We start from the raw sequence: 26,212 nt of genomic DNA on the forward strand, positions 1-26,212 counted from the left end.
CAGTGAGAAGTCTTAGCTAATCCAAAACTAGTGGTTGGTTATTTTACATACTAAAGTCGAGTGTCGCATTCCTATCTATTTACAAACTATGGCGCTGCAAAATGACCGAAACATGCCTTCGCAGATTAAGTCAGTTATTAAATCATTATAATCATTCGCAATTGCATCAAGTAAGCTTAGATGAGTTAGAAACCGTATTCGCAACCTCTCGACGTAATACTTCCAATGTTATCAAAATGCTACATGACTGTGGTTGGATAAGCTGGACACCAGGTCGCGGCCGTGGAAAAGCTAGTACTCTCAAGGTTATGATTTCTATGCACCAAGCCCTGTATAGAACTATCCACAATGAGATTAGCACTGGTAACTTCGATGCTATCCCTAAATACCTAGAAACGTATAAAACAGTTGCAGCAAGTGCACTCAGCCAAGCAATGGCTGAAGCAGCACAAGAAAATCAGAACGCAAATTCTCTTATCATTAGCCAATACCCTTGGGTCAATGAACTCAATCCATCAGTGACATATCGCTTTTCAGAGCTCCAAGTCATACGAAGTATTTATGATACCCTATTCACCATTGATTCTAATGGTCAATTAAAACCTCACCTAGCCTGTGATTACCAAGCTGAAGGTAAGTCTATCTATATTTGGCTTCGTCCGGATATCCTAAGCCACGATGGTCTCATACTCGAAGCTAAAGATGTCATCATTGCACTAGAGCAGTTAGTAACAACTAACGGTCCTGTAAAAAGGTTGTTTCAACAAGTCACCAAAATTAGCTTTGATGACATAAAACAAGCTATCTACATCGAGCTGGTTCAGGAGAACCCCTTATTTATCTACTGCCTCGCTACCGCGAATGCATCTATCGCTTCCAGACGCCACAAAGCCTTTAGTCATCAAAGAAGTGTGGCAATTGGCACAGGCCCATTTAAGCTAGAGTACTGGGAAGAAGATAAAATAGTGATGAAAAAGCACAATCATTACTTCGCTAAGAAAGCACTATTGGACCAAATTACCCTCTCCCACCAGGGAGAAGATCTCGATAAGCATCTTAGTTACAACCAAGACTCTGATGATAATGAAAGTTACACAATCCAAGCTTTTTCTTATTTGGCACATAACCGTCGTTCCAGCTGTTCAATTAGAGATCAAACGTGGCAACAGTTATTTACCTTTATAGAAAGTCGCCGATTTGAATTCGCTGCCAATAGTGACTTAGATGTAATGGAGATGCTTGGAGCGCCAGCGCCAACGAGTGATGTGCCAAAGTTGACAGGCACTGTTGTGTTAGCGCACCCAAAATGGACCATCAAATACCTAGAAAAAATGAGCAATTGGCTAGTAGCTTTGATTCGTCAAACAGGGTTAAACGTAGATTTCGTAGAATTATCGGATGCAAGTAAACCCCAGCTCGTAAAAGAAAGTGCAGATCTGCTGATGATTGAAGATCTCATTGAGCCGCCATTAGAATACGGTGCATACGAATGGTTGCTTACAGGCACTGGTATTCGTTTTATCTTTGACCCAGATGAGTTTGATCAACACTTTGATGCTGTACACACTGCTATTTCTCAAGGTGCACACAAAGGACGATTAGTAGAAGTACTGGCCACATTGAGACATAGCGCAAGCATCTTGCCGCTATTTTGGGGCCAAGAACAAGTCACCTGTCAAAAAGGAGTATCTGGCATACAAATACGTAAATCTGGATACAGTGATTTCTATAAGCTAAGGATAAATTACCCTAGTTAAATCCAACTATTTGAGTATAAAAGCTGGGCGCGATTGGACTCCCCCCCTTCACATCCAGCTTCAACATACAACATTTAAGCATTCAGAACTGGCACTAGGCCTCTACCCCTGCTTCATCTTCTTCTACGGTATCAGTTTCTTGGCTCGCCTCTTCCAGCCATTGCTGTAAAGCTTCACTTGCTAGCACCTTCTGTTGGTAGGCTTTGGCACCTTCCGATAGCTCTATGCCATAAGTTTGGAAACGCAATGCCACTGGCGCATACATGGCATCGGCGATTGACCATTCTCCAAATAGCCAACCATTCGGATGCAGCTTGGCTTGTTCTGCCCAAATAGCGTCAATGCGTGCAATATCTTTACGTGCACCATCCGTTAGATCGACTTTTCTGCGCGCGCGAATGTTCATTGGGAGTTCGTTTCTTAAGTCAAAGAAACCCGAATGCATTTCTGATGCAATAGCGCGTGCTTTAGCTCGTTCTGCAGACTTACTTGGCCATGCTCTACCCTGCAAGTATTTTTCGTTAACGTATTCCAAAATCGCTAATGAATCCCACACGGTTGCATCCCCATCCACCAAGGTAGGTACTTTCGCCGTTGGCGTAATACCTTCCAAGGTCTTATAAAAATCTTCCGTGAATAATTTGAGCTTGGTGACTTCGACATCCAGTTTGAATTGAGAAAAGATCAGCCATGCGCGCAGTGACCAGCTTGAGTAGTTTTGGTTAGCAATAAACAGTTTCATGACGCCTCCATGCGGTTCGTGTTTTGATTACCCAATCACAATATCTGATTGTATTTAAGGGGACTAACGGATAGTTTTGATGGAACACTTCAACAAAAACGATGGATGAGTTTTAGATATGGATATCGATGCGTTACGCAGCTTTCTGGCTTTTGTCGAAACGGGCAGTTTCACTCGTGCAGCCAAGCAGATCAATCGCACCCAATCAGCGTTCAGTGCACAAATGCGTAAGCTAGAAGACGAACTCAGCGTCAGCTTGTTTGAAAAAGAAGGTCGCAATCTTGTCTTAAGTGAAGCGGGATTGGCACTACGCTCTCATGCAGAGCAACTAGTCAGCTTACACAATCAAGCGCTGAAACAGGTGAAACGCTATGAAAATAAGCGTCCTCTTCGCTTAGGTTGTCCAGAAGATTACAACGACAATATCCTGCCTAAAGTCATTCGTGTATTACAACAATCTGAACCCACGTGTTCGATTCAAGTCTTCAGTGAGCCCAGCATCACCTTGAGAGAAAAGCTGGATGAAGGAAAGCTAGACGCCGCTATTGTGACTAGAGCACCGGACAGTGAAGAAGGTTACTGGCTAGCAAGCGACAAAGGTGTGTGGATTGCTCACCCTGATGTTGATATCAACAGTACCCAACCTCTCCCTCTAGCTTTATTCCAAACCGACTGTAAATACCATGCGGCAGCGGTAGACGGATTAACCAAACGTGGTATTCCTTATCAATTACTGGCGTGTTGCAATACGGCCTCTGCACAACGAGCGATTGTACGTTCAGGCATGGCTATCGGTGCGATGGGCAGTATTAGCGTTAGCGAGGATCTTAAGATCTTAGACGATATGCCATCGCTGCCTTCCGTGGATATAGTGCTGGTCACAGGTGTCGAGCCTCATCCAATACTGGATAAAGAATGCTTAACGCAATTGGTTGAATTAATGGCTTGAGCTTTAATACGATACAAATAAAAAATGCCCCTGCTTGAGAGTCAGTAAGCAAAGGCATCGTGAAATTGAATGTGACGTTAGGAATTACGCAGCTTCGAACGCCAATGCTTTCTTCTCTACCTGACGGAAAATGAGAGTCAGCACACCATTCACCGTTAGGTAGAACGCGCCTGCAATACCAAATACCGTCAACGTATCGTAAGTTTGCGCGTTAATGCGCTGCGCGTATCCCATCAGATCCATAATCGTAATTGTGCTTGCTAGGGATGTGCCTTTGAAGACCAAAATCACTTCGTTCGAGTAAGCCGGAACAGCACGACGAATGGCGTATGGCAACAGCACTTTTAGCGTTGCCGTTTTGTTCATACCCAGAGCACGACACGCTTGCCATTGGCCAGAAGGAATCGCGTTAAACGCTCCTTTGAACAACTGAGTGCTGTACGCGGCAGTATTCAGCGCTAGCGCTAACATCGCACAGAACCAAGGTTGGCTTAACCATGTCCAGAATACACTTTCTCTTACTGCATCAAACTGACCCGGACCGTAGTACACCAAGAAGATCTGCACCAACAAAGGTGTACCTGTGAACAAGGTGATGATGCCACGGCTTACCCAATGCAAACCCGGAGTACGTAGGATCAGAGTCAGCGTCATCATCAAAGCTAAGAAACAGCCCACCACCAAAGAAGCGGCGGTCAATTGAAGGCTAGTGCCTAAGCCATCCAGCATTTGCCAAACGTGTTGTTCGTTCATGCGGTCGCCTCCTGTCCCATGCTCATGCCTTGAATTGAGAACTTCTTATCAATCACTTTCACTGCACGTTGCGTAACAAGCGTAATCACTAAGTAAATTGCAGCGGCCGTTGCATACCATGTAAAGGCTTCGTGCGTGGCGGCTGATGTTAACTGGGCTTGCTTCAACAAGTCCGTTACACCAATCAATGATACAAGTGCGGTATCTTTTAGCAGAACCAACCATTGGTTAGTTAAACCTGGCAGTGCATGCCTTACTGCTTGTGGCAAAACAATTCGAACAAAAGCGTGTGCTTGACTGATGCCGAGTGCACTTGCTGCTTCTCTCTGCCCTCTTCCAACCGCTTTCAATGCGCCACGTAGAGTTTGAGAAGCATAAGAAGCGAAGATCAATGACAACGCCACCACGCCAGACAAGAACGGGCTAACTTCAATAAAGTCGCCGGTGATTAAAAACAAAACCTGCGTCGAACCAAAATAGATAAATAACACGACAAGGATTTCTGGCAAGCCACGTACAATCGTCACAAACGCCGTCATTGGCCATTTAACGAAAACACGGCGAGACATTTCACCACTGGCGAATACCACTGCCAGAATCAAACCGACTAAAAGGCTTGTGAAGGCTAGCTGGACAGTCATCCAACTAGCTTGAACAAGCGATAAAGAATAACCCGTTAGTGCCATATTACTTACCGAAGTACTTGTTGTAGATTACGTCGTATTGGCCGTTCGCTTTCACTGTCTTCAGAGCCGTGTTCAGCTTGTTCACTAGCTCGTCGTTACCTTTGTTTACTGCGATACCGAAACCGTTACCGAAGTATTTAGGGTTAGTAACGTGCTCACCCACGTACGCTAGGTTATCTTCTGTCTTGAACCATTCTGCTACGACTGCTGTGTCACCGAATACAGAATCAATACGGCCATTCTTCATATCGATGAATGCGTCTTGGTAGCTTGAGTAAGGAACCGCTGTTACGCCTGGCATTTGCTCAATCAGGTAGCTTTGGTGTGTTGAACCATTTTGAACACCAACACGCTTACCTTCTAGTGCTTTTTGATCGGCCACTTTTTCTTTGATAGAAACAAACGCGGCTGAGTTGTCGTAGTAAGGGTCAGAAAAGTTCACTTGCTCCAAACGCGCTTCGGTAATGTCCATTGCAGAGATAGCTGCATCGTAACGTTTGAATTTTAATGCAGGGATCAGGCTGTCAAAAGATTGGTTGTGGAAGGTACATTTTGCTTCCATTTCTTTACATAGTGCGTTCGCCAGATCCACATCAAAACCTTGGATTTGGTTGTTTTCATCCATGTATTCGAACGGTGCGTAAGTCGCTTCCATCGCGAATTTGATCTCTTCTTGTGCTGCTGCATTTGCTGAGACAAGACCGATTAGTGAAGCTAGTAAAATCTTTTTCATTGCAATACTCCGTGTGTACTTAGTGGGCTGACACTCGCAATGACAGCCGAGCTTATCTGTTAAATAGACTGAACTTTAAAAACGTAATTTAGTGATTTAGGTAATCGGCAAACTGAGTGGTTTGCGGATTAACAAATGCGTCGTGCGTGCCGTGTTCTACGATGTGTCCTTGTTCTAGGTATAGAACATGGCTCGCGATTTTCTTGGCGAAATCCACCTCGTGGGTCACAACTACTTGTGTAATTCCGGTTTCGCTTAAATCATTAATAATTTTGACAACTTGATTCGTGATTTCTGGGTCAAGTGCTGCGGTAGGCTCATCAAAGAGCAACACGTCTGGTTTCATCATCAGTGCGCGGGCAATCGCCACACGTTGTTGCTGACCGCCAGAAAGTTGCATCGGCCATGCATCCGCTTTGTCTGCCAAATGCAGCGTTGCGAGAATTTGCATTGCCTGCTTCTTCGCTTCTTCTTTATCCATGCCAGAGACTTTTACCGGAGCCTCAATCAGGTTCTCCATCACTGTCATATGTGGCCATAGGTTGTATTGTTGGAACACCATGCCCACTTTACGACGAAGCGCTAAACCTTGCTTCTCTTTGATTTCAGTTGAAAAGTCGAATGCGTCATCAGCGATGTTTAACTGGCCGTTATCCGCCCCTTCAAGAAGGTTAAGAACACGTAGTAGAGAGCTCTTCCCTGCACCACTTGGACCGAGTAACACCAGCGTTTCACCGCTTTCACAATTAAAACTGACATCGTGTAGAACTTGGGTATCGCCGTAAGACTTATTGATACTTTTAACTTGAATACTCATGCTGCCATACTGCATTAATTGTCATCTGGGAGTTATACTAGCAAGAAAGAGATTTTATGCAATAAAAATGTATAAAAATTTAGATTGTTAATTTTTTGTATAAGAAATAACCAGCTCAGCAGAGTATATGACTGGTGCAATGAGTGAGGTTTTAACGGTATTTGTTGATCAAAAAAGCCCACAATTTCGCTAGCTTAGAATTCCATTGGAGACTTAAACTGAAGCTCTGCAGCGCTATTGATTGAGAGCATCATTCCGAAAGAAAGTGACTGGTTGCATAAACACCTTTCCCTCTCATTCTGAGAAAGATCTCGCGTAGCAAATCCCCTATCCTTCAAGATTCAAAATTGAGAATGCCCATACTTACTTTAGAAGAAGCTGATCCACAAAGATTATTCGAACCATAAAGAATTTATAAAGCAGTTACATTCCGGCCATTTCTTGAATTGGTCATACCTATCGCTAATACTTTTCTCGTATTTTGACTCGCAATTTGAGTTATCGACGTTTTTGATAGGGACAAATCAATGATGAAGCCATATCGTCTTGCGCTGCTTGCGCTTGGTTCTTTGAGCCTTCTTTCGCCTACTATTTGGGCCAGCACTGCGCTCGTATTACCTGGATTACATGAGCAAGGTATCGATTTGCGAGATACTCCTGTTTCCGCTGCCGCGGCACTTGAATGGGAATTGGATAATGCCGATGTTGTATTTGGTGCTTATCAAAACAAAAGTGATAACGAACGCGTCAACGCCATTGGTTACATGTACAACCAAAAGCTAGAGCTCAATTCGAGTTGGCAGGAAAACACAATTCGTAATCAAGCAGGCTTAAATGGCATCGATTACGAAGATTACTTTCTGCATTTTTCTGAAGACACCATCATTGCAGAAGTCGATAAAACCCATGGTGAAAACACATTGCTCAATCGAAAACCAATGATTGTCGGTTATACAGCAAGTGCCGACCATGCCGGTTTTTCGCTCTACCAGCAACCGCCTTGGGATGCAGATGTGTTTGAACAAACCAATAATGGTGGCGCATTGTATGTCTACCATTCCGAGCAGTTCGACCGCTTAGTATTTAAATTCTCTCAGTTCGCTCAAGGCGGCACTTTCAAGATTGAGTACCCTTCTGCTGCCAATGCATTTGGTCAAGTATCGCAATGGAAAAGCGTCAATATTAAGAAAGACAAAACCGAAAACATGACCAAGAACCAAACCGTCATTTGGTCGGTTCCTTCAGATTGGATTCGAGCTACCACCCATGATGGTAGCGGATTGAGCTATGGCGGTGGTCAGTATTTTGGCTCGACGTTTTTGCGCGATGGAGGGCGTTTATACGCAATTAAAATTACTTGGCAAGGTGACAACGTCGATCATCGCCCTCGCTTAAAAGAAGTGAAGTTAAAAAACACTTTCAAGATCGTTAACCTATCCGATGCACCAACAACAACGTACGACGGTCAATCTATTGAAGGGTGGCGGAAAATCCGTGGTTTTGACAAATCAGCAGACTTAAATCAAGACAACTATCTCTCTTGGAGTGAGTACAAAAATCGCACGAACAAGCAAGCCACTGCCCGCTTCCGATGGGAATCTCGCGTGATTCCATTTGGTCGTATGTGGAACCAAACCTCTTCTTGGGCGTTAACCAATCTAGGCAACCCCGACTTTGCCAACGCTATGCACCACTATTACCAAGCTGAATGGGCGAAGCAAGGTTTAAACGGTGCGTACAACGACGATACGAATAAGTTACTCGGAGCAAATCAGTTCTACGTTTATTCCGGTGGTACCGTGGATGAACTTGGTTTAGTCGCGGGTAGCCAAGCTGCTGACGATGCTTACAAAGCGCAATTCTCGGCATTTTTAAACAAACTGGCGACGCTGGATGTGGATGCGTTAATTGGCCTCAACATAGGCACGGCAAACTTATTCGGCCGTAATGGACAAAACCATTTGGTTAAAGCTGGCTCCCTGTACTTACGCGAGCATTACCTTTTCCCTTCTACTGGCTTTAGTGGCTATGCTGGCTTAGCTAAGTTCTGGGATAACTCTGCACTCGCCAAAGCTGGCCAGAAAGTGATTTATCAAGCAACCACGCGTTATGGTCGAGTTCAATACTTTGGTAACACGGAAGAGAATTGGAAACAGGACCAATATTCTGCACTGGCCGCGTTCTATTTAAACCATCATCCTGACCGTAGCTACTTTAACCAATGGAACAGCAGTTATCAGTACGGAAGTAATAACACCACAGCCGATAACTTTTGGAAGGCTGGTGTACCAAAGAATATTGCTTATCAACCTAGTGCATTGCTTGCTATCGATTTAGGAGCCCCAGCGAATCAAGTCCCAGAGAATATGATGGCGACCCCGTTAATGATGTCCACCAGCACGCCTACTCCTTCGGATTACACCGTCATTGGTGATTCAACTATGAATGAAGTCGTTCATGCCGATCTTCCTGATGGGTTAGCTTACGTATTGCCTACCTATACATTCTTTGCTTATCAGTCAGAAACCAATGTAGTCCCTCAAGGCCCAACAGAAATGGTGTTAGCTCGTGAGTTCAGCAAAGGCCGTGTGTTATATCGCACTGACTTTTTCGGTAAAAGTGCAGACTATTTCTCAGCGCCGAAAATCACCATCCATTTAGATAAGCCAATGAGACCAATAGATAGAAATGGCAACATTGGCAAGTATGTATCGCAAATAGAGATTGGAGGTTATGAAGGGCTGTTTTTGCTGTATTGATAATAGTTTTTTAATCCTTCTTCCTGTCCTACCAACAGTCATTATCAAATGATTTTTGACAGTGACTCAAAGACAGCGCTGTTTATCCCTCTTCACCACAAGCCTACTATTTCCGTCACAAAGCAGTGCATGACTCCCCTTCGCATTGCTCCTTAATAAGGATTTCAGTATGACTGGTACTTACGCGTCAAAAACAATAAAACTTGGTGTCACTAACCTTTCTTTCCACCGCGTTACCGCTTCTCTTGTTAGCCATGTACTCAATGATATGGGCTTTGAGGTTGAGCGCGTTTACTCTCCCCATGAAGAGAACTTTTCAAAACTCAAAACCGGTGAAATCGATATGCTTTCTTCGGCTTGGTTACCATCAAGTCACGGCATTTACAAAGCATCGGTAGAAGAAGTACAACCCTTGCTAGAACTGGGCTTACACTACGAGCCTTACGCGCTTTGGGGTGTGCCAGATTACGTGCCTAAAGAACTGGTATCAGAAGTAAGCGACCTGACAAAACCAGAAGTCGTGGCGAAGATGAATTCGGATATTCAAGGCATCAACCCTGGCGCAGGCATTACACGCTTTTCGATTAAGATGATGGACGAATACTCGCTGACCGAAGCAGGTTACCGTTTCCACACAGGGACGGAAGAAGATTGTTTTACTGCATTTGAGAAGGCGGTAGAGAACAAACAATGGGTTGTCGTGCCACTTTGGAAGCCTCAATTTCTTCACTATAAGTACGCAATTCGAGAAATCGCAGAACCAAAAGGTTTGCTGGGTATTGTCGATAAAGCCGTTTTGCTATTGCGCCAAGACAAATCAGAGAAATTTACTCAAGATGAGTTGAATAGACTGGACGCGCTACGTTTCTCAAACGACATCATTGCGGAATTGGATTACAAAATCAGTCGTGAAGGACAAGAGTTAGACGCGGTGACACGTGAGTGGTTAGACAACCAGATCTAACAAGCTTTACGCGGTTTATAGTGCTTTGCCTTGCTTCCATTGTCACATTACTACATTGCATGACAAAGCACGTTGAGTTAGTACATGGTGTTCCCGTTTGCTGACTCTTTCGGGATTTCTTGCAAGGCATCCCAGTGTTCGACAATCTTGCCGTTTAAATCAAAGCGGAAGAAATCCATCGTTACGTATTCCACGTCATCAGGCCACGTTTGGTGCGTATGCAGCGCTACTAAATTGCCCTCTGCGACTGCGCGAACAAATGTAATATCTTTTTCTGGGTACTCTTCCTGCATTCTCTCGAAGTAAGCGATAAAAGGATCAGGACCATTACCCACTAACGGGTTGTGTTGAATATACTCGTCCCCTACGTAAAGCTCGACCGCTTTTCTTGGGTTTCCTCGATATGCCATCTCATAGAAAGCAATGGCATTACGTTTGTTCTCTTCAATATCGATTTGCAAGGTGCTCATGGGTTTCTCCTATTCAACTCGCGATCGTCTACAAAGCGTAGTCGAGAATCAAAGCGCGGAGCATTTACCTCATAACGAATAAACAAAAATGCCGCATTGTGTCATGCGGCATTTTAGAGTTTGATGAGAAGTGCTCTTTACGATCAGTTGGTCGCTTTCTCAAACCTGGCAACAAGACTGGTTTGGTCGAAATTACGATAACCTCGCACCATAATGCTGAACGTCCCTGCCGGTTTATTTAGAACACATTGTTCATTGCTCCCATTTTGAAATGGACGACAATCAAAGTTACTGACTGACACTTGATCATTGTATTTCACAAAGAGATCCGCATCGCCACTTCTTGGCCCAGACAAAGAAATGGTCACCTGCCCCGACTCTTGAGTTTCAAAACTAAAGAACTGCTCCTCTCCATAGCCTGCGCGTAAATTCTCAACGGGCTCACCATCTTGTAAGGGGGTCACGCCAGTCGTGCTATCCATACTTGATTCAATCAAATAGGCGATAGCAAGCTTTGCAAAGTTACTGGCATGCGAGGCGGTCGGGTCTGAATTTTCCAACGTATCAAATTGGGTATGAATATTCGGGTTGTAGTCTTCAAACAAACTTTCGAATGGCATGGCCACCGGATAACCAGCATTGTGCCAGGAGGCATGGTCAGAACATGCATAGCCACAGCGATCAAACTGGTAGGTGATTTCAGGCGTGTACACGTCAATCAACTCAGACAGAAATGCCGTCAAGTTACTATCGGTGTAATCGGTGATGAATGTAATATCATGCGCAGAACCGCTGTAATTGGTCATGTCTAATTGCAACACGGATAGCACGTTGGCTTTTTTGTCTTTCAGCATTTTAACGATGTCTTGCGAGCCTCTCAGCCCTACTTCTTCCGCGGCATAGCCATAGAATTTGATGGTTCTGTCTGGCTGGATACCGCTGGCAATCATTAAGCGAAGTGACTCAGTCACCGTTGCAATACCAGAAGCATCGTCATCAGCACCCGGAGATATGGTTCCCTCTTCTGTCCATGCGCCAGCTGTAGAGTCTAGGTGCCCGCCCACGACAACAATTTCTTCGGGATATTTCGCACCCAGCAACGTCACTTCGACGGATTTTTGTGGATAGCCACGATGGGAAATTTGTTCCGCAGAAGCATAAGAGACACCTTCAATCTCTTGGCTCCAACGCGCCAGCAACCAATCAGAGGCCTCAACACCCGTAGCGGTGGTATAAAAACGATTGGTAAATGACGTCATGCCTTCTATGGTCTTCACCAAGTTCGTCGGTTCTACTTGATGGATAAGAGCTTCAACCGTGTCATGATGGCTGATCATCGGTTTGTTAAACGCCTTCAATGTGGTTGGCATGGTTGCGGCTTTCAATGCACTGGCTTTGTCTGGGTGCACCATATAACCACCACAGCGGTGTTTTTCATGATGCATATGACTGGATAATGCCGCTAATTGATCTGGCGATATTTTTGCGACCACAGCTGGACGAGCACCAAAGAAATCAGAATAAACCTTGGCTCCGTGTTTGGTAATAAGGTGCACCGCATCCGCATCGGTGGTGATCCAAATTTGGCCTTGTTCGGTCAATTCGTTGGCGACGACGCTACTGTTCAACGTACAGCTCAACAATGCCAATGCTAAAAGACTCTTTTTCATATTGGTATTTTCCTTTACTAACCTTACCTGACGAAAAAAGGGCTCCGTCTGGAGCCCTTTGCTATTGCGTTGTTATTTGTTTGGTTTGATGAATCGGTAACGCTTGGTTTCAGAACATACGTTACCCGAAGTACACACTTGGTATTCCACGTTGATAGTGCCGTTATGCTCAAACTGGTCGACGTAAGACTTAAAGTCTGTTGCACCTACGTTCTTGCCATTACGTTTAACAATGAAGTAATCGTTAGTGTCATACTTCCAAGACAGCTTCACGCGAGCCTTACCATTCGGGAATTTGTTACCGAAGTTGAGTTTCAGCGGGAACGCATCTGGCTGACCTTCTTCAATCGTCACCGTTTGTGTGGTTGATGTCGCACTGCCTGCATCGTCCGTTACGGTTAACGTCACCGCATAATCTCCAGCTGCCGCATAAGTGTGCGTCACCACTTCGCCAGTTTGCGCACTACCGTCACCTAGGTTCCATTGGTAAGAAACGATGCTGCCGTCGCTATCGCTACTGGTGCTATGAAGTGTCACCGTTTTGCCAGAGACAGACTGATCAAACGCGGCTACTGGAGGAAGGTTTGCACTGCTATCGTCGTACGTTGCCGTTAGCTCTGCACCGTCATACTCAGCGTAACCAAATACGTTCACGGTATAGCGACCTTGCTCTGGGTTCTCAATCACACAAACTTCATCACTAACAGACAAGCTAGAACAAATGTTTTCATTCGAGCTTGGTGCATAATCTAAACCAACGTAAATGTCTGGGTCACCGTTTGGCACCGTTAGATTGATCGTAAGTTGAGGTTTGCCTTCCGGCACTTCGATATCAAAATAGGTTTTCGACCCAGTTGCGCCATCTACGGTCACTGATTGACCGTTTTCAAGACGCTGATATTCTGGCTCTGGCGGCAGTGGCGGCTCAGCACATGGCTCAACACCGACAATGCCGAATGCATCCATAACCGCAGACGCGTCATACCCTAGGTCGTTTGCTGCGTTCTTGACGCCACATGCGCCTTGCCAAAAGTCACTATCTTGTGACCAGTAGATTTGGTTCGCGAGCACAAACAATTCAAACGCCTTTTTGGTATCCCAACCCGACGTCGTTGCTAAGTGGTAGAAGGCTTTGTTGAAAACACCCGAGCTGTAATGCACATTCAAACCATCATAGTATTCTTGTGCATGGTTGATGGAAGAGCCATCTCGTGAAGGATCATCCATGTAACGCAATGCCCCATCCTCTTTAAAGATGTCTTTGCCGACCATCCAGTCATTCTCGCCCTTCATGTAAAACTCGGCAGCTTCGCCAGCCATATCTGAAAAGGCTTCATTCATACCGCCAGATTGATTGGCATAAACCAGCCCCGAGTTTTGCTCGGTAAAGCCGTGGCTCACTTCATGAGCTGAGACATCAAGGCTGACCAATGGGTAGAAGTAACTCTCACCGTCACCAAACGTCATTGCTTGGCCATCCCAGAACGCGTTTTCGTAACCCGTTCCATAGTGAACACGCATCATCAGTTTAAAAGTAAGTGGCGCAGTATCGAACCAGTTTTTGTACATGTCGAATACGATATTGCCAAAGTAATGAGCATCGTTCAGTGGAGAGTAAGCACCGTTAATTTCTTGAAATTCATTGCGAGGACACTCATAACTGTATGGTGTAGAACCTTCAGTTGCACCATTTAAGTTAACCGTGACAACGTTCTCCGATTCCATTACACAGTTGGTGCCATCTTCTTGTACGTCGAGGTAATGATAGTCGGTGCCATACTCATACATGCCTGTTTTTTCGTTACCACCAGGACCTGTACCGATTTGTGCATGAGCAATCCCTTCCCAACGATCAATAACTTCGCCGCTGTGCGCATCTAACATGGTAAATGGGCGAGAAGGTTGAAGGCTGTTTGCGAGCAGGTAGGAAACTACGTAAACCAATCGCGTTTTTTTACCATCTTGATAAATGAATAACTCATCTTCGACATTTCTTAGAAACTTGCCTGCGATACCTTTATTCTCAAGGTTCTTTGACGCAACTTTTAACGCTTCTGCTCGGTTCAATTTAGGCTTTACAAAGCTTCGGTCTAAATCGTTTACACGTAAATAATCGCCTTGTACGGCCTTTAAAGCACCACCTTTAAAACTTTGAGTCGCATTAAGCGAATGCCCCCATACGGGAATGCCCCAAACATTTTGTTGAATCTTTACCTTGTAAATACCACGCTTCTTTAGGTAGATGCTCTTAACTTGTTTAAAGCTAGATGCATTATTAACACCTAATTGCGAATTAAGCCCAGAGAAGTTGGTAAAGTTCACTGGCTTATTTAGTGTGACTGATTCACCTGCATGTACTGACATCGTCATTACACCTGCAACAGCGATAGCTATCAGACGTTTCTTGATTTTCATTTATCTATCTCCTTGATGTATTCGAGTCGAATCTATCAGAAAAAAACACACCGAAGTCGATAATTAAAATCAATAAAATAGTTGTGATACATCACTTGAACAAATTCATGCAACTGGTAAAAATAAAAATTACAAATTTATGACAAGGTCTTTTTTTAGGAAAGAAGATCTCATTTATAAAATGAAGAAATATTATTTTTATCACTAGATATTTTTGTTTAAAAATATTGTTTGTTTTATCCAATTATGAATAAGGTATACTACTAACACTAAATGATTAGAAATACATAAGGAGGTGCAATACTGAACCAAGCGGTGAAGTTAGCATAATTGACTTTATAATTTCAAATATAAAAGCCAACAATCAAATATCACTCTTAAATTCAGAATGAATGCCATCCCAATTAAAAACCACCACTGAGATTATGATTATAATCGCACTAAAGACTGTTTAATTTAAATGACTAAGTAATACTAAAGTAGATACCAACCACTATAATCCACATTAAAATAAAGGTCATTAGTCGAAAGTAGTCAACATAGAGAATATAAAAACAATAACTCTGAATAGATAAATTACAAATAAGATAATAACAAACAGGTTTTAAACAAGAGGTAAAAGGATAGATTTATTAAAACCATTAAAAACAAAGACTATGTTTATTGATAGGACAAAATCAAACAAAGTGGATATAAATATAACCACCCAAGTTCGTTATATTTAATAATATTAACAACGGTGGAGTTACCTAAGAAAGAGAGCAACGTTAAGAAAATAAAAAAGGCTACCCTTGGGTAACCTCACACTTTTATTCGTTAATGCATCAATATCAAACTAATTCGCCTGCACCTTGAATAGAACGTTCACTGTTCTCGACAAGGAAAACCGTAGCAGTTTGCTTTAACGTCTCCCACTCGGCATCTTCGACAGCAATACCCTCGTCCCAAGATTGCTTTTGTGCACGGCTCAGTTCTTCCCCTTCTATGTGGATGGAGTACCCTTGTGAGCTTGCTTCGATATCAAAATCATTGACGGAGAGCTCAATTGTCATGCTGTGGTAATCCGTACTGTGATCTTCCACTTGGTCAGAGAAAAAAACCTCTGGTGCAATATGCCCTCGGTTAAGTACATACAAGGTGCGTTTTGGGCTAGTCCCGTTTACCCACTGAGCACGACAGGCAATCCCCTTTGCTGAAAGCCTTGCGAGCTCACTGTATGCTAACCATCGATTGTGACATTGTTTGAGTGTAATGGTGACCGATTTCGTGTTAATCATTTTCTCAAGTGCAAAGTCCAACACTGCAGGCAGATGACATGCGACGCTACCATTATGCAATTCGATTTCGATGCTTGAATCCGTATTTCCTGTAATAGTCACTGCACAATCGGAGTCCAAATTAAGGAATAAACTCGCGTTGTTAAAGTGACGAACACCATTCAAACCAACCATCTGTAAATCGGCAACCATATTGGCAATCACATCGGCTTCACCACAATGGCGACGCATACCAAGAAAGGCTTTGTTTACTGCTGCTACCAGCTCGTTATGCGAGACGATCATAATGCAAAACCTCCACTGATTTTTTGATTGTCACCTTGCGCGATTTCTTCACGCTCGGGCATGATGGGAAAGATCCATGTATCGTTATAAGCTGGGTCACGAACCTCATCCAAGAGCGGCGCGCCTTGGAAGAAGGTTACGCGCACCCATCGGTCTGAACGCGGGTCAAACTTGGTCGCGCCAAACACAGCTAGCTTGCAGCGTAGCAAATGCATTGGCAGCGCATCTTCTCGCAGCACATTCATTTGGATGTCGCCCATTTCACGGTTACCAAGGGTCCATACTCGTCGTGTAATCGCTCGGTATTGCGGATTTTGCAATAAGAATTCCGCAAGTGATGTTTCAGGCAGACATTTCAACAATGCATGGTAGTAGCGATTAACTTGTCGACCTATATCCAGTGGCAGCTCTCGCTCTTCACCAATCTCCTCACCTCGAACTCCCATTCGCGGCTCTTCTTTATCTTGTGAACGATACCAAAACCAATAGTTATTTTCTGACAGTGTGTAATCGGCATCAATAGACCAACGATATTTGCTTTCTAGCACCTGAAGAACATCTTGAACACACTTCCCACCCGGAATCGACAAAGATTCATCGGTATTCATTTGGTTCTCAAATTCATCCACCAAAGACGGGTACAGCTCGATCAAACATGATGTTAGGATTTCTTGGGCTTCCAAACTCATTGTTGTCGTTTGTTCGATCAAGCCTCCCCAATTGATGTGATTCGAAATCAAAGCATTTAGATTAATTTGTAACGCTTTAATGTCTTCTATCGCTTTATAATTCAATTGGTCTTGATGTTGATTGATGGTAATCACTTGCTCTAAGTGGCGCTGCGCTTTTGCCAATAACGCGTTTAGTGGCGATTCTTGCTGAGTCTCGCAAGGCATCGCAAACACTTGAGCAATAGCACGTTCGCGCGACGTCATCCATTGGTCAACGATACAAGGATGGTTAATAAGGTATGGTGCCATGCCCAGTCCTGTTGCGTTCCCCACACCAAGATAGCGCTGTAACCCACGATGTAGTGCGATGGCATTATCGCCACCCTGTTGTTGCGCTAAGTAATGAACCCAATCTAGGCTGAACTCACGCAATAGATACACGGCACACATTTGCGCACTGAACGACTGATTGAAATCGGGATTGTTCTCAAGCAACTTGAAATCTGCAATACCAAACTTACCATTTCCATACACCGCGGTCGTACGTAGGATGTAGCCTACTTCCGCCAGTTCTTTCGGCTCGGGTTGTTGACCTTTAGATAACGCCGCAACAATATGTTCAAACACGCGCACGCTCTTATTCGCTCGCGCTAAAACTAGTACATTATTTGGGTTTCGTCCGGCTTCCTGCAAAGGAACATTGGCTCTTAACTGCTCTAAAAGTTCGACATTTACGTCGCCTTTCACTAACGCGAATGTCACGTCCCATTTCTCTGCAATGACTCGGTCATTACGCTCTTCATCGGCAATTTCATCGCAGAAGACAACCAAATGATAAACGTATTCTGGCGTCGCCAGTTTGTAGATCACATGGCCAAACCCTCTAGGGCAAAGTTGCCATTCATGCTTGTTGACTTGCCACTCTTGGCTCGCCATTTTACGAATCAGGCTTCGTACAAAGCTAATTCGGTTTTGGTGCATAGCCCCTAGCCTTTCTGGCGCCATGACAATAGCAGCGTCGCGTAGTGTTGTTTCAGTGTAAGTAGAACGATGTGCATCCATTTTGCTCACCACCTATTTTTTATTGTAAGAATATAGACTTATGCGGATGCAGGAGGAATCACCCGCACAAGCTCCACGTTATTGTTTATCAGTTATGGGTTATCGCTTTTTAGCGACTTATAACCCTTGTTCTTTTGCCATCTTGATAGCAATTTGTGGCGCGTTCCAAAGTGATGGCAGCAAAATAAGCGACACAGGAACTGCCGTAATGACAATGAAAGATTGCAAGGCAGAGATACCGCCAGACCCCAGCGAAATCAAAATCAATGCGGTCACACCCATCGCCACACCCCAGAAAGTACGAATGATGGCATTCGGTTCCGTTTCCCCACTGATGACGACGCTGATGGTATATGTCATCGAGTCACCCGTCGTTACGATAAAGATGGTGGTAAGAATCAAGAACAAGATAGAAATCAGCATCGGCATTGGCAGTTGTTGTGTTACCGCAAGCAATGCCCCAGGTAAGTTAAAGCCTTCAAACGCGGCACTGACACTACCAGGGTTTGCGATCTCAAACGCTAGGCCAGAGCCACCGACAATGGTGAACCAGAAACACGTCGTAAGCGGCGCGATGATACTGATGGTCGTAATCAATTGACGAATACTTCGACCGCGGGAAATGCGTGCGATAAAGATCGCCATCATTGGCCCATAGCCTAAGAACCATCCCCAGAAGAACACTGTCCACCAGCTCAACCAACCTTCATCACCACGGTAGGTCGCCATTGGGATAAAGTTGTCCAACATACTACCTACACCTTGAATATAAGCATTAAAGATGAAATCTGTCGGACCGAATATCAGGATGTAAACCATCAACGCCATTGCCAATATTACGTTGTATCGGCTAAGCATTTGCATACCACGATTCAGACCACTTAATGCTGAAACGGTGTAAAGTACGATGGCAAACAAAATGATGATCAATTGCGTGGTAAAGCCATCTGGGATATCAAATAGCACATTTAACGCGTAGCTAACCTGCAAACCTAAGAAGCCGATTGGACCAATCGTCCCTGCCGCTACAGCAATGATGCAGCACGCATCAATCAAAGCACCTGTTTGGCCTTTCAGTGCGCGTTCACCCAATATTGGGTAAAGTAAGATACGAGGTTTAAGCGGCAAGCCTTTATCGTAGTGAAGGTGCATCACCACGATAGACGTCAAGCTGCCAACAATTGCCCACGCTAAGAATCCCCAGTGCATGAAAGACTGTGATAAGGCATTCACCGCACCTTGCTGTGGATTTTCTTGTGGGCCATACAATGGCGGCGGACTCACGTAATGCGCAATTGGCTCTGCAGCTGCCCAAAAGACACCACCACCCGCTAGTAAGGTACAAAAGATGATTGCCATCCAGCGGAAGCCGTCCATTTCAGGCTTGGTCGTTCCACCTAACATCACCTTGCCTGTTCGCCCTGCTGCCAAACCAAGACCAATAAGAAAAGTGAGAAGAAGCAGTAATTGCCAATATGGACCGAAGACTTTTACCGACCACGCGAATCCAGTATTAACCAGTGTTGAAAGGAGTTCTCCATCATACAGTGCGATGGCAACGAACAGGGCAATAAAGCCGCCGCTATACCAAAGTGCGGGATTACTAAGCCCCAACTTATCAGGTGAGTTTTCTTTTGCTGTTGTGTCGTTGTGATTTGCTTGAGACTTCTTTGATGGCACGCTCATCGTTGAAGCTTTCACGCTATTGGTTAAATCAGACATACTCTGACTCCAGAGGTTCATTGCAGCTGCCATTGAACGGCTACAAACAGTGACTTTCACACCCGCCTATTATTGTTTTTTAACGGGCTATTCCTTGTTTAGTTGGGTTAGCTCTCTCTTGCCTCCAGACCTTCTGTGAGGAAGTTGAACCAGTTTTCACCCAGAATTTTTCCTGCCTCGGATTCAGTAAATCCGTGGCGCATTAAGCCGTTGTAAATGTTTTCCATGCCTTTGCTGCCGCTGAACCATGGCAACGCATCTGGCCAACCAGAGTTGTTTGCTGAGCCTTCGCCATAATCCATAGCTTTCGACCAACGACCGTTGCGCATCCACTCAAGCACTTGCTGTGGTTGGTTTAAACAAAGATCACTGCCGATACCTAAATGATCCACACCGAACAGGTCAGCAGTTTTCGCGACCATTTGGCAGAAATCTTCTAGCGTGCATTGGCTTCCGTTTGGAAGATGGAATGGGTAAAGACTAAAGCCAATCAAGCCGCCACGTTCGGTGAGCGCTTTAATGACCTTGTTCGATTTGTTGCGCAGAGCATCATGAGCAAACGTTGGGTTCGCGTGACTAATACAAATGGGACGTGAAGAAAGGTCAATCGCTTCCAACGTTGAGCGCTCTGCACTGTGGGACATGTCGATGATCATACCGACACGATTCATCTCTTCGATGGCTTGTTTACCGAAACGTGTGACACCCGAGTCGTTCTGCTCATAGCACCCTGTCGCCAGCAAGCTTTGGTTGTTGTACGTCAGCTGCATAATCAGCAAACCTTGGCGACGCATGACTTCTATTAAGCCGATTTCATCGTCAATTGGGGAGCAGTTCTGCGCACCAAAAAAGACACCAACCTTACCCTCGACCTTTGCTTTCTCGACGTCAGCCATCGAGTAAATAGGCATAATCAGGTCTGCATTTTGTTCGAATCTCAGGTTCCATTCGGCAAAGCGAGTTAAGGTTTCTCGTGCGTTTTCGTGATAAACGATCGTTGCATGTACAGCCGTAATACCGCTCGCCTTCAGCGTTTGGAAGTATTCTCGATCCCAATTGCAGTACTGCAATCCGTCAATCACAATCCGTTGTTGGTACATAACCACTCCTTAAACGTTAATGAGCCTTTAAGGTTGGGCAGCGGAATCCTCGGCTGCCCTATTTCACTTAGTAAGGACGTTGATAAGCGGTTTTCACCACGGTGTAGAACTCTTTCGCGTACTGACCTTGCTCGCGTGGACCAAAGCTCGACTCTTTACGACCACCAAACGGCACGTGGTAATCCGTACCCGCGGTTGGTAGGTTGACCATCACACAACCAGTTTGTACCTGCTGTTTGAAGATGGCGCTGTTACGAAGGCTTTGTGTGATGATGCCGCCCGTCAAACCAAAGCGAGTATCGTTCGCTACAGCAATGGCTTCATCCAAATCAGAGACTCGAATCACACTCGCCATCGGTGCGAACACTTCTTCTTGGTTCACTTCCCAACTGTTTTGTGTATTGAGGAAAAGGGTTGGTGACATGTAGAAACCGTCATGCTCCAAGTTCAAACGCTCGCCACCGAATGCTAACTCCGCACCACTTTGGCGTGCTTTCTCAATCCATTCGAAGTTCGCATTCAATTGGTTTCCATCCACCACTGGTCCCATGAAGATGCCTTCTTCTAATGCGTGGCCAACTTTAAGCTCACTCATTCGTTTGATCAGTGCTTCAACGTAAGCATCGTGAATACCATCCATGACGACGAGACGAGATGACGCGGTACACTTCTGACCTGCACCAGAGAAAGAGCCTGCAATGGTTGCTTCAACTGCAATTTGAATGTCTGCATCATCGGCAACCACAAGTGCATTCTTACTGCCCATTTCTAACTGGCAACGGACAAAATTCGGTGCCGTTGCTGCCGCTACTTTACGTCCGGTATCAACAGAGCCAGTAAAGCTCACACCATTTACGTCTTTCGAGTTGATAAGCGTGTTACCTACTTGCGATCCACTGCCCAACACAAGGTTGAATGTGCCTGCAGGTAAGCCTTGACGATGGATAATCTCAGTCAGTGCAACCGCACTTGCTGGCGTTAAGTTCGCAGGCTTCCAAATGACGCTGTTGCCGAAAGCAAGCGCTGGCGCGATTTTCCATGCAGCTGTAGCGGTTGGGAAATTCCAAGGAGAGATAATGGCGATAACGCCAACAGCTTCGCGAGTTACCTCAACGGAAACGCCTGGACGGACGGAAGCTGCGTTATCGCCAATTTGACGCAGCACTTCCGCCGCGAAATACTGGAAGAATTGACCGGCGCGGTAGATTTCACCACGACCTTCAGCAAAAGGTTTTCCCTCTTCACGTGAAAGCAGCGTGCCAAGCTCATCACAACGAGCAATCAGCTCATCGCCAATCGCCTGCAAAACCGCTTGTTTACGCTCAATTGGCGTTTTTTCCCATTCGGGCTGCGCAACTTTGGCGGCTTGAATAGCTTGCTCTACTTGCGCTCCACTCGCCTGTGCAAAGTGACCTAAATTTTCACTGATGTCTGAAGGGTTAATGTTGGCAATCGTATCAACGCCCGATTGCCATTCGCCTGCAATATAGAGGGATTTTTCTGCTTGAACATTATTGATAAAAGTCATTGTTCTGTCCTTGTTCTTCCTGACGTCCAGTGGTCTTCCACCAGTTCATTAATCTGACTTACAAAACCAACTAAGTATTGGCTCTGTGCTTTTATAATTTACTCGGGCTGGCTCGCCGATGCGTACACCACAAATTCCACCAGCATTTCTTCGCGAGCTAATCCTGCTACCACCATCGCGGCACGGTTTGGATAAGGCGCCTCAAAATACTCCGCGTACACTTGGTTAACCGTTTTGAGATATTCACGATCAGTCACGTAAATCAGTACTTGTAAAACGGAGTCTAACGATTCACCCGCGCACTCTAAAGTATGGACGAGGTTATTGAAGGTTTGGCGTGTTTGCGCTTCGATACCACCCTCTACAACAGCACCTGTATCATCAATCGGAATTTGTGCCGTGTATAAAGTGCCATTGTTAACGATGGCCCACTCGAGTGGTGCTTTAGAAGCAAACAATGCGGTTTTGACTGGGTATTTTTTCGTAGAAGTATTCACGTGCCTTTCAACCTTTGTAACAACCTTGTTTCAAGATAGTTAAATACTGCACATTGACAGGCGATAAATCGAACGGTAAATTTTTTACATTTGATAAGAAAAATCTATCACCTTATTAAGACTAAGGTAAATAAAGGGATTGCAGAGGTTTCGCCATGAGTATCAAGCTTCAACAATTAAAGCATTTTGTGATGGTGGTCGAGGAAGGTGGTTTTCGAGCGGCATCACATAGAGCGAACCGCTCGCAAGCGGCGCTGTCAACGTCGATCAAAGAACTGGAAAAAAACCTAGGGCAAACGCTGTTTGAGCCGGGCAACAAATCCAAACTCACTCCCTTCGGTGAAATCTGTTTACCTAAAATTATTCAATTTCTCAACATCTACAGTGCATTGGATAATGACTTGAAAGCCGCCGCCGCGGGCCAACAAGGTCGGGTACGCATCGCTAGCGTTCCCTCCGTTGCGGCTAAATTGATTCCAAGTGTTCTAGGCGCGTTTTGCGAGCAGTACCCAAACGTTGAAGTCAGCTTGATTGATGATAACGCCGCTGGCGTCGAAGCCCGTTTGTTATCAGGCGAAGTCGATTTAGCGTTAGGTAACCCATCACATTTAGACGAAGGCGGCATCGAGTTTACCCCATTAATCTCTGACCCCATTGGCGTGGTGTGTTTGAAGGATAACCCTATCGCTCAGCATCCAGAAGGAATCGAGTGGCAAACGCTGTTAGAACAACCTTTTATTCGAAACGGAACTTGCACCCTACTCGATCCCACGCCTGCGCGCGCACTAAGTGAACAAGCTTTGTATTCTGTTGAAAACATCACGTCTTTGTTCTCCGTTCTTGAGCTCGGTATTGGCGTGACTACATTGCCCAAGCTGGCATTCCCCACTAATGAAACCCGCTTGGTTTGGATTCCGCTTATCGATCCACCATTGGAAAGACAAGTAGGTATCTTTACTCTGACGGATAGAACCATCTCCCCTCAGGCAAAAGCGTTTCATGATTTGTGCATTCACTACTTGAACTACCAAGAAGAAGTCGAAACTGCGTAAGCATAAAAAAGCCCCTGACACGTTAATCATCAGGGGCTTTTTAAAATTTCATGCGTCAGAACACGTTACTTTCTGCGCTTGTAAACCACGCAGAAGTTGCCGCGCTTGGTGCGACACTTAGAGCAACGTTCGCAGTCCACTTCGGCACGGTTACCGTCTTTCCAGCGCTTGATCAATTGTGGCTCTGCCAATAACGGACGAGAAAGCGCGAAGAATTGAATCTTGGTATTTTCAGCCAAGTCTTCAATCGCACAGAAGTCGTTTAAGCCACCTACGGTAATTACCGGAACGTTCACATCTTGGCTGATCACTTGTCCGTACTCGTGGAAGTAGCCTTCTTCTTGTAGCGTGTAACCGTCGAACGATTCACCTACCATGGTGCTTGCATTGCCGTGAATGTTACCCGATACAATGATCGCATCCACGCCCACTTCTTCTAGCTTTTTACAAACAATGCGCGTTTCATCGAACGTCAAACCGCCATCGAAGAATTCTGTGGCTGTCAGCTTCACTAGAATTGGGAAGTCATCACCAACTAGCTTACGTGTTTCGGCATAGATCTCCATAAGGAAACGCATACGGTTCTCAAGGCTGCCGCCGTATTGGTCTTCACGACGGTTGTAGTATGGGCTTAAGAACTGGTTGATCAAGTATGTGTGCGCCGCGTGGATTTCCACACCATCAAAGCCAGAATCTTGTGCACGCTTGCTCGCTAGCGCAAATGCTTTAACGATGTAGTCGATCTCATCTTGAGTCATCGCTTTGCCTTCAGTTTTGGTGCCGCGCTCTGGCACTTCACTTGGAGCAAAAATCACACGCTCGCCAACGTTGAAGGTCGTTTTTGTGCCGCCGTAAGCGATCTGCATAACGATATTAGAGTCATGCTCATGAACAAGGTCAGTCAGCTTTTTGTATTCATCGATGAAAGAGTCGTTGTAGATCCCCATCATGCCTGCGTTCGGCTTCTCTTCTTCTACGATGTTTGCGTAGCCAGTAACGATCAGGCCCACTTCACCTTTGGCAAGTTCTTCATAAATGTCGTACAACTTCTCGGTCATGTGACCGTCTTCTGTCGCCATATTTTCCCACGTTGCACTACGTACAAAGCGGTTCTTTAGTGTCATGTTGCCAATGCGGGCTTCTGAAAACAAAATGCTCAAGTCCAGTCCTCTTAAAATCTGTCTTTTTAGATACATCACTACCGAGCAGGAACGAAAAAGGAACAGCGATACACAAAGCATGGCTGTTCCTTCTCTGAATTTCTGTTCAGTGCGATGAGCGACGCGAACCTTACCGCCGAAACTGCGGCAAAACTTTAATCTGGATTAAGGTTTGGTGAGATAGATCACCGATTCCGCATTCATTGGTTTTGTTCTCATCACAACTACTGATGGCATCAATCGTTAACTCAGATTTACTTTCCTTTAATGAATAAACGGCAGTGGAATCAACTCTAAACCAAGCACGCCACTGATGCTCATTACGACCAATAACGACACCTTAAACACCGCTTTGGACCATTGGATGTAGTTGTTGTAATTCACTTTTTGGAATGTCACCCGCGTCCACATAAAGCACACTGCTGCCGAGACTGCTAAATACTCGTAACCCGCTTCACCCAGCATAAACAACCCAATAGCAACCGCACTAAAAGCCACCACGTACGCCTTCATATGTTGATGGGCTTTGGTAATGCCCTCTTTAACGGGAAGAACAGGAATGCCTGCATCGCGATAATCTTGCATACGGAACATAGCAATCGCGTAAGAGTGAGGCATCTGCCAAAGACAAAACATAATGAAGAGTAAAATCGCTTCTAAGCTGATGTAGTTCGTCACAGCAAGGTAGCCCACCAGCGGAGGAACCGCGCCAGAAATGCTGCCGACTAAGGTGCCGTAGACTGAATTTCGCTTGTACCACATGGTGTAGAAGAAGACGTAAAACACGTAACCCAAGAGTACAACCACAGCCGAGAGCGGATTCACAAGTTGAAACAGTAACGCTGTGCCATTCAACAGCAATACCAAAGCGTAAACAAACGCCGCGTCGATGTTGATGTTTCCCATCACCAATTCACGGTTTTGTGTGCGCTTCATTTTTTGGTCGATATCGCGGTCGAAGATGTTGTTCACCACGCATCCTGATGCAATCACAAGCCCGACACCAACTAACGTTGTCAGCAACAACAGAAAGTTAGCGGGTTCTGATTTTGCGGCGAGGAAGAACCCCGCCGCAACAGAAATCAGGTTGCCGAAAATGATGCCCGGTTTAGTAATAGACAAATAACTTTTCAGCATACCCTA

The 26,212-nt window shown here is 45.1% G+C and carries 21 protein-coding genes; 5 read left to right on the plus strand and 16 right to left on the minus strand.

All coding sequences use genetic code 11. From position 1 onward, the window contains the following. Window positions 1-101 precede the first annotated feature (101 nt). Window positions 102-1,757, plus strand: a complete 1,656-nt coding sequence (locus C1S73_RS24630) for an ABC transporter substrate-binding protein (RefSeq protein ID WP_038873927.1) — start codon at window positions 102-104, stop codon at window positions 1,755-1,757. A 94-nt stretch (window positions 1,758-1,851) separates the two neighbouring features. On the opposite strand, the gene C1S73_RS24635 is transcribed toward C1S73_RS24630, so the two are convergent. Continuing rightward, window positions 1,852-2,499 carry a glutathione S-transferase family protein gene (locus C1S73_RS24635; RefSeq protein WP_063344656.1) on the minus strand — a complete coding sequence of 216 codons (648 nt, stop codon included), beginning with the start codon at window positions 2,497-2,499 and terminating at the stop codon, window positions 1,852-1,854. 118 nt (window positions 2,500-2,617) lie between these two features. Here C1S73_RS24635 and C1S73_RS24640 point away from each other — a divergent pair, with 118 nt between their 5' ends. After that, window positions 2,618-3,448 carry a LysR family transcriptional regulator gene (locus C1S73_RS24640; protein WP_038866515.1) on the plus strand — a complete coding sequence of 277 codons (831 nt, stop codon included), beginning with the start codon at window positions 2,618-2,620 and terminating at the stop codon, window positions 3,446-3,448. An 84-nt stretch (window positions 3,449-3,532) separates the two neighbouring features. On the opposite strand, the gene artM is transcribed toward C1S73_RS24640, so the two are convergent. From artM to artP, 4 genes are all read right to left on the minus strand, one after another. Beyond that, entirely contained in the window at window positions 3,533-4,201 is a 669-nt protein-coding gene (gene artM / locus C1S73_RS24645; RefSeq protein WP_038866516.1) for an arginine ABC transporter permease ArtM, read from the minus strand. Beyond that, window positions 4,198-4,887 carry an arginine ABC transporter permease ArtQ gene (gene artQ, locus C1S73_RS24650; RefSeq protein ID WP_038866518.1) on the minus strand — a complete coding sequence of 230 codons (690 nt, stop codon included), beginning with the start codon at window positions 4,885-4,887 and terminating at the stop codon, window positions 4,198-4,200. Before artQ ends, artM begins: the two co-directional genes overlap by 4 nt. A 1-nt stretch (window position 4,888) precedes the next feature. Next, window positions 4,889-5,620 carry an arginine ABC transporter substrate-binding protein gene (locus C1S73_RS24655; RefSeq protein ID WP_038866520.1) on the minus strand — a complete coding sequence of 244 codons (732 nt, stop codon included), beginning with the start codon at window positions 5,618-5,620 and terminating at the stop codon, window positions 4,889-4,891. An 88-nt stretch (window positions 5,621-5,708) separates the two neighbouring features. Further along, window positions 5,709-6,437 carry an arginine ABC transporter ATP-binding protein ArtP gene (gene artP / locus C1S73_RS24660; protein ID WP_095760771.1) on the minus strand — a complete coding sequence of 243 codons (729 nt, stop codon included), beginning with the start codon at window positions 6,435-6,437 and terminating at the stop codon, window positions 5,709-5,711. A 530-nt stretch (window positions 6,438-6,967) separates the two neighbouring features. Between artP and C1S73_RS24665 the strand changes: the two genes are divergently transcribed. Together C1S73_RS24665 and C1S73_RS24670 are read left to right on the plus strand one after the other, a co-directional pair. Continuing rightward, complete coding sequence (locus tag C1S73_RS24665; RefSeq protein WP_038866607.1) at window positions 6,968-9,196, plus strand: hypothetical protein; 2,229 nt, start codon at window positions 6,968-6,970, stop codon at window positions 9,194-9,196. Window positions 9,197-9,365: 169 nt separating this feature from the next. Next, a complete protein-coding gene (locus C1S73_RS24670) occupies window positions 9,366-10,160 on the plus strand; it encodes a glycine betaine ABC transporter substrate-binding protein (RefSeq protein WP_038866524.1) in 795 nt (264 codons plus the stop codon). A 77-nt stretch (window positions 10,161-10,237) separates the two neighbouring features. Here C1S73_RS24670 and C1S73_RS24675 read toward each other — a convergent pair whose 3' ends face one another. The 9 genes from C1S73_RS24675 to C1S73_RS24715 all read right to left on the minus strand — a co-directional run bounded on the left by C1S73_RS24675 (window position 10,238) and on the right by C1S73_RS24715 (window position 22,857). Next, window positions 10,238-10,630 carry a nuclear transport factor 2 family protein gene (locus C1S73_RS24675; RefSeq protein WP_005443841.1) on the minus strand — a complete coding sequence of 131 codons (393 nt, stop codon included), beginning with the start codon at window positions 10,628-10,630 and terminating at the stop codon, window positions 10,238-10,240. A 143-nt stretch (window positions 10,631-10,773) separates the two neighbouring features. Further along, entirely contained in the window at window positions 10,774-12,300 is a 1,527-nt protein-coding gene (locus tag C1S73_RS24680; protein ID WP_038866526.1) for a M28 family metallopeptidase, read from the minus strand. Window positions 12,301-12,372: 72 nt separating this feature from the next. After that, window positions 12,373-14,715: a M4 family metallopeptidase gene (locus C1S73_RS24685; RefSeq protein ID WP_038866529.1), complete on the minus strand. Its 2,343-nt coding sequence runs from the start codon at window positions 14,713-14,715 to the stop codon at window positions 12,373-12,375. An 830-nt stretch (window positions 14,716-15,545) separates the two neighbouring features. Next, the gene (locus C1S73_RS24690; RefSeq protein ID WP_038866531.1) at window positions 15,546-16,277 is read right to left on the minus strand and encodes a DUF3726 domain-containing protein; all 732 of its coding nucleotides are present in this window, start codon (window positions 16,275-16,277) and stop codon (window positions 15,546-15,548) included. Next, the gene (locus tag C1S73_RS24695; protein WP_038866532.1) at window positions 16,274-18,010 is read right to left on the minus strand and encodes a hypothetical protein; all 1,737 of its coding nucleotides are present in this window, start codon (window positions 18,008-18,010) and stop codon (window positions 16,274-16,276) included. The genes C1S73_RS24690 and C1S73_RS24695 overlap by 4 nt, the downstream gene beginning before the upstream one ends. A 117-nt stretch (window positions 18,011-18,127) precedes the next feature. Continuing rightward, a complete protein-coding gene (locus tag C1S73_RS24700) occupies window positions 18,128-19,696 on the minus strand; it encodes a BCCT family transporter (RefSeq protein WP_373408386.1) in 1,569 nt (522 codons plus the stop codon). Between the two features lie 143 nt (window positions 19,697-19,839). Further along, window positions 19,840-20,832: a membrane dipeptidase gene (locus C1S73_RS24705; protein ID WP_038866537.1), complete on the minus strand. Its 993-nt coding sequence runs from the start codon at window positions 20,830-20,832 to the stop codon at window positions 19,840-19,842. Between the two features lie 67 nt (window positions 20,833-20,899). Beyond that, window positions 20,900-22,360 (minus strand): aldehyde dehydrogenase family protein, encoded by a 1,461-nt coding sequence (locus C1S73_RS24710; RefSeq protein WP_038866539.1) that lies wholly within the window; start codon window positions 22,358-22,360, stop codon window positions 20,900-20,902. A 98-nt stretch (window positions 22,361-22,458) separates the two neighbouring features. Beyond that, window positions 22,459-22,857, minus strand: coding sequence for a RidA family protein (locus tag C1S73_RS24715; RefSeq protein ID WP_009704646.1), 399 nt, complete (start codon window positions 22,855-22,857; stop codon window positions 22,459-22,461). Window positions 22,858-23,012: 155 nt separating this feature from the next. Here C1S73_RS24715 and C1S73_RS24720 point away from each other — a divergent pair, with 155 nt between their 5' ends. After that, the gene (locus C1S73_RS24720; protein ID WP_038866544.1) at window positions 23,013-23,909 is read left to right on the plus strand and encodes a LysR family transcriptional regulator; all 897 of its coding nucleotides are present in this window, start codon (window positions 23,013-23,015) and stop codon (window positions 23,907-23,909) included. A 65-nt stretch (window positions 23,910-23,974) separates the two neighbouring features. On the opposite strand, the gene C1S73_RS24725 is transcribed toward C1S73_RS24720, so the two are convergent. Both C1S73_RS24725 and cyoE read right to left on the minus strand, forming a co-directional pair. Beyond that, a complete protein-coding gene (locus tag C1S73_RS24725; RefSeq protein ID WP_038866547.1) occupies window positions 23,975-25,069 on the minus strand; it encodes an NADH:flavin oxidoreductase in 1,095 nt (364 codons plus the stop codon). A gap of 264 nt (window positions 25,070-25,333) precedes the next feature. Next, window positions 25,334-26,206, minus strand: a complete 873-nt coding sequence (gene cyoE / locus C1S73_RS24730; RefSeq protein ID WP_009704649.1) for a heme o synthase — start codon at window positions 26,204-26,206, stop codon at window positions 25,334-25,336. Window positions 26,207-26,212: the final 6 nt, after the last annotated feature.

Origin of the sequence: Vibrio jasicida 090810c, from assembly GCF_002887615.1 — a bacterium.
In the GTDB taxonomy this organism is placed as follows: domain Bacteria; phylum Pseudomonadota; class Gammaproteobacteria; order Enterobacterales; family Vibrionaceae; genus Vibrio; species Vibrio jasicida.

Bases quoted from the DNA above. Each gene is read 5' to 3' on its own strand.
- C1S73_RS24675 (WP_005443841.1), bottom strand. From the start codon at position 10,630: ATGAGCACCTTGCAAATCGATATTGAAGAGAACAAACGTAATGCCATT.
- C1S73_RS24700 (WP_373408386.1), bottom strand. From the start codon at position 19,696: ATGAGCGTGCCATCAAAGAAGTCTCAAGCAAATCACAACGACACAACA.
- artQ (WP_038866518.1), bottom strand. From the start codon at position 4,887: ATGGCACTAACGGGTTATTCTTTATCGCTTGTTCAAGCTAGTTGGATG.
- C1S73_RS24710 (WP_038866539.1), bottom strand. From the start codon at position 22,360: ATGACTTTTATCAATAATGTTCAAGCAGAAAAATCCCTCTATATTGCA.
- artM (WP_038866516.1), bottom strand. From the start codon at position 4,201: ATGAACGAACAACACGTTTGGCAAATGCTGGATGGCTTAGGCACTAGC.
- C1S73_RS24695 (WP_038866532.1), bottom strand. From the start codon at position 18,010: ATGGATGCACATCGTTCTACTTACACTGAAACAACACTACGCGACGCT.
- C1S73_RS24655 (WP_038866520.1), bottom strand. From the start codon at position 5,620: ATGAAAAAGATTTTACTAGCTTCACTAATCGGTCTTGTCTCAGCAAAT.
- C1S73_RS24685 (WP_038866529.1), bottom strand. From the start codon at position 14,715: ATGAAAATCAAGAAACGTCTGATAGCTATCGCTGTTGCAGGTGTAATG.
- C1S73_RS24640 (WP_038866515.1), top strand. From the start codon at position 2,618: ATGGATATCGATGCGTTACGCAGCTTTCTGGCTTTTGTCGAAACGGGC.
- cyoE (WP_009704649.1), bottom strand. From the start codon at position 26,206: ATGCTGAAAAGTTATTTGTCTATTACTAAACCGGGCATCATTTTCGGC.
- C1S73_RS24630 (WP_038873927.1), top strand. From the start codon at position 102: ATGACCGAAACATGCCTTCGCAGATTAAGTCAGTTATTAAATCATTAT.
- C1S73_RS24720 (WP_038866544.1), top strand. From the start codon at position 23,013: ATGAGTATCAAGCTTCAACAATTAAAGCATTTTGTGATGGTGGTCGAG.
- C1S73_RS24690 (WP_038866531.1), bottom strand. From the start codon at position 16,277: ATGATCGTCTCGCATAACGAGCTGGTAGCAGCAGTAAACAAAGCCTTT.
- C1S73_RS24665 (WP_038866607.1), top strand. From the start codon at position 6,968: ATGAAGCCATATCGTCTTGCGCTGCTTGCGCTTGGTTCTTTGAGCCTT.
- C1S73_RS24705 (WP_038866537.1), bottom strand. From the start codon at position 20,832: ATGTACCAACAACGGATTGTGATTGACGGATTGCAGTACTGCAATTGG.
- C1S73_RS24635 (WP_063344656.1), bottom strand. From the start codon at position 2,499: ATGAAACTGTTTATTGCTAACCAAAACTACTCAAGCTGGTCACTGCGC.
- C1S73_RS24670 (WP_038866524.1), top strand. From the start codon at position 9,366: ATGACTGGTACTTACGCGTCAAAAACAATAAAACTTGGTGTCACTAAC.
- C1S73_RS24680 (WP_038866526.1), bottom strand. From the start codon at position 12,300: ATGAAAAAGAGTCTTTTAGCATTGGCATTGTTGAGCTGTACGTTGAAC.
- artP (WP_095760771.1), bottom strand. From the start codon at position 6,437: ATGAGTATTCAAGTTAAAAGTATCAATAAGTCTTACGGCGATACCCAA.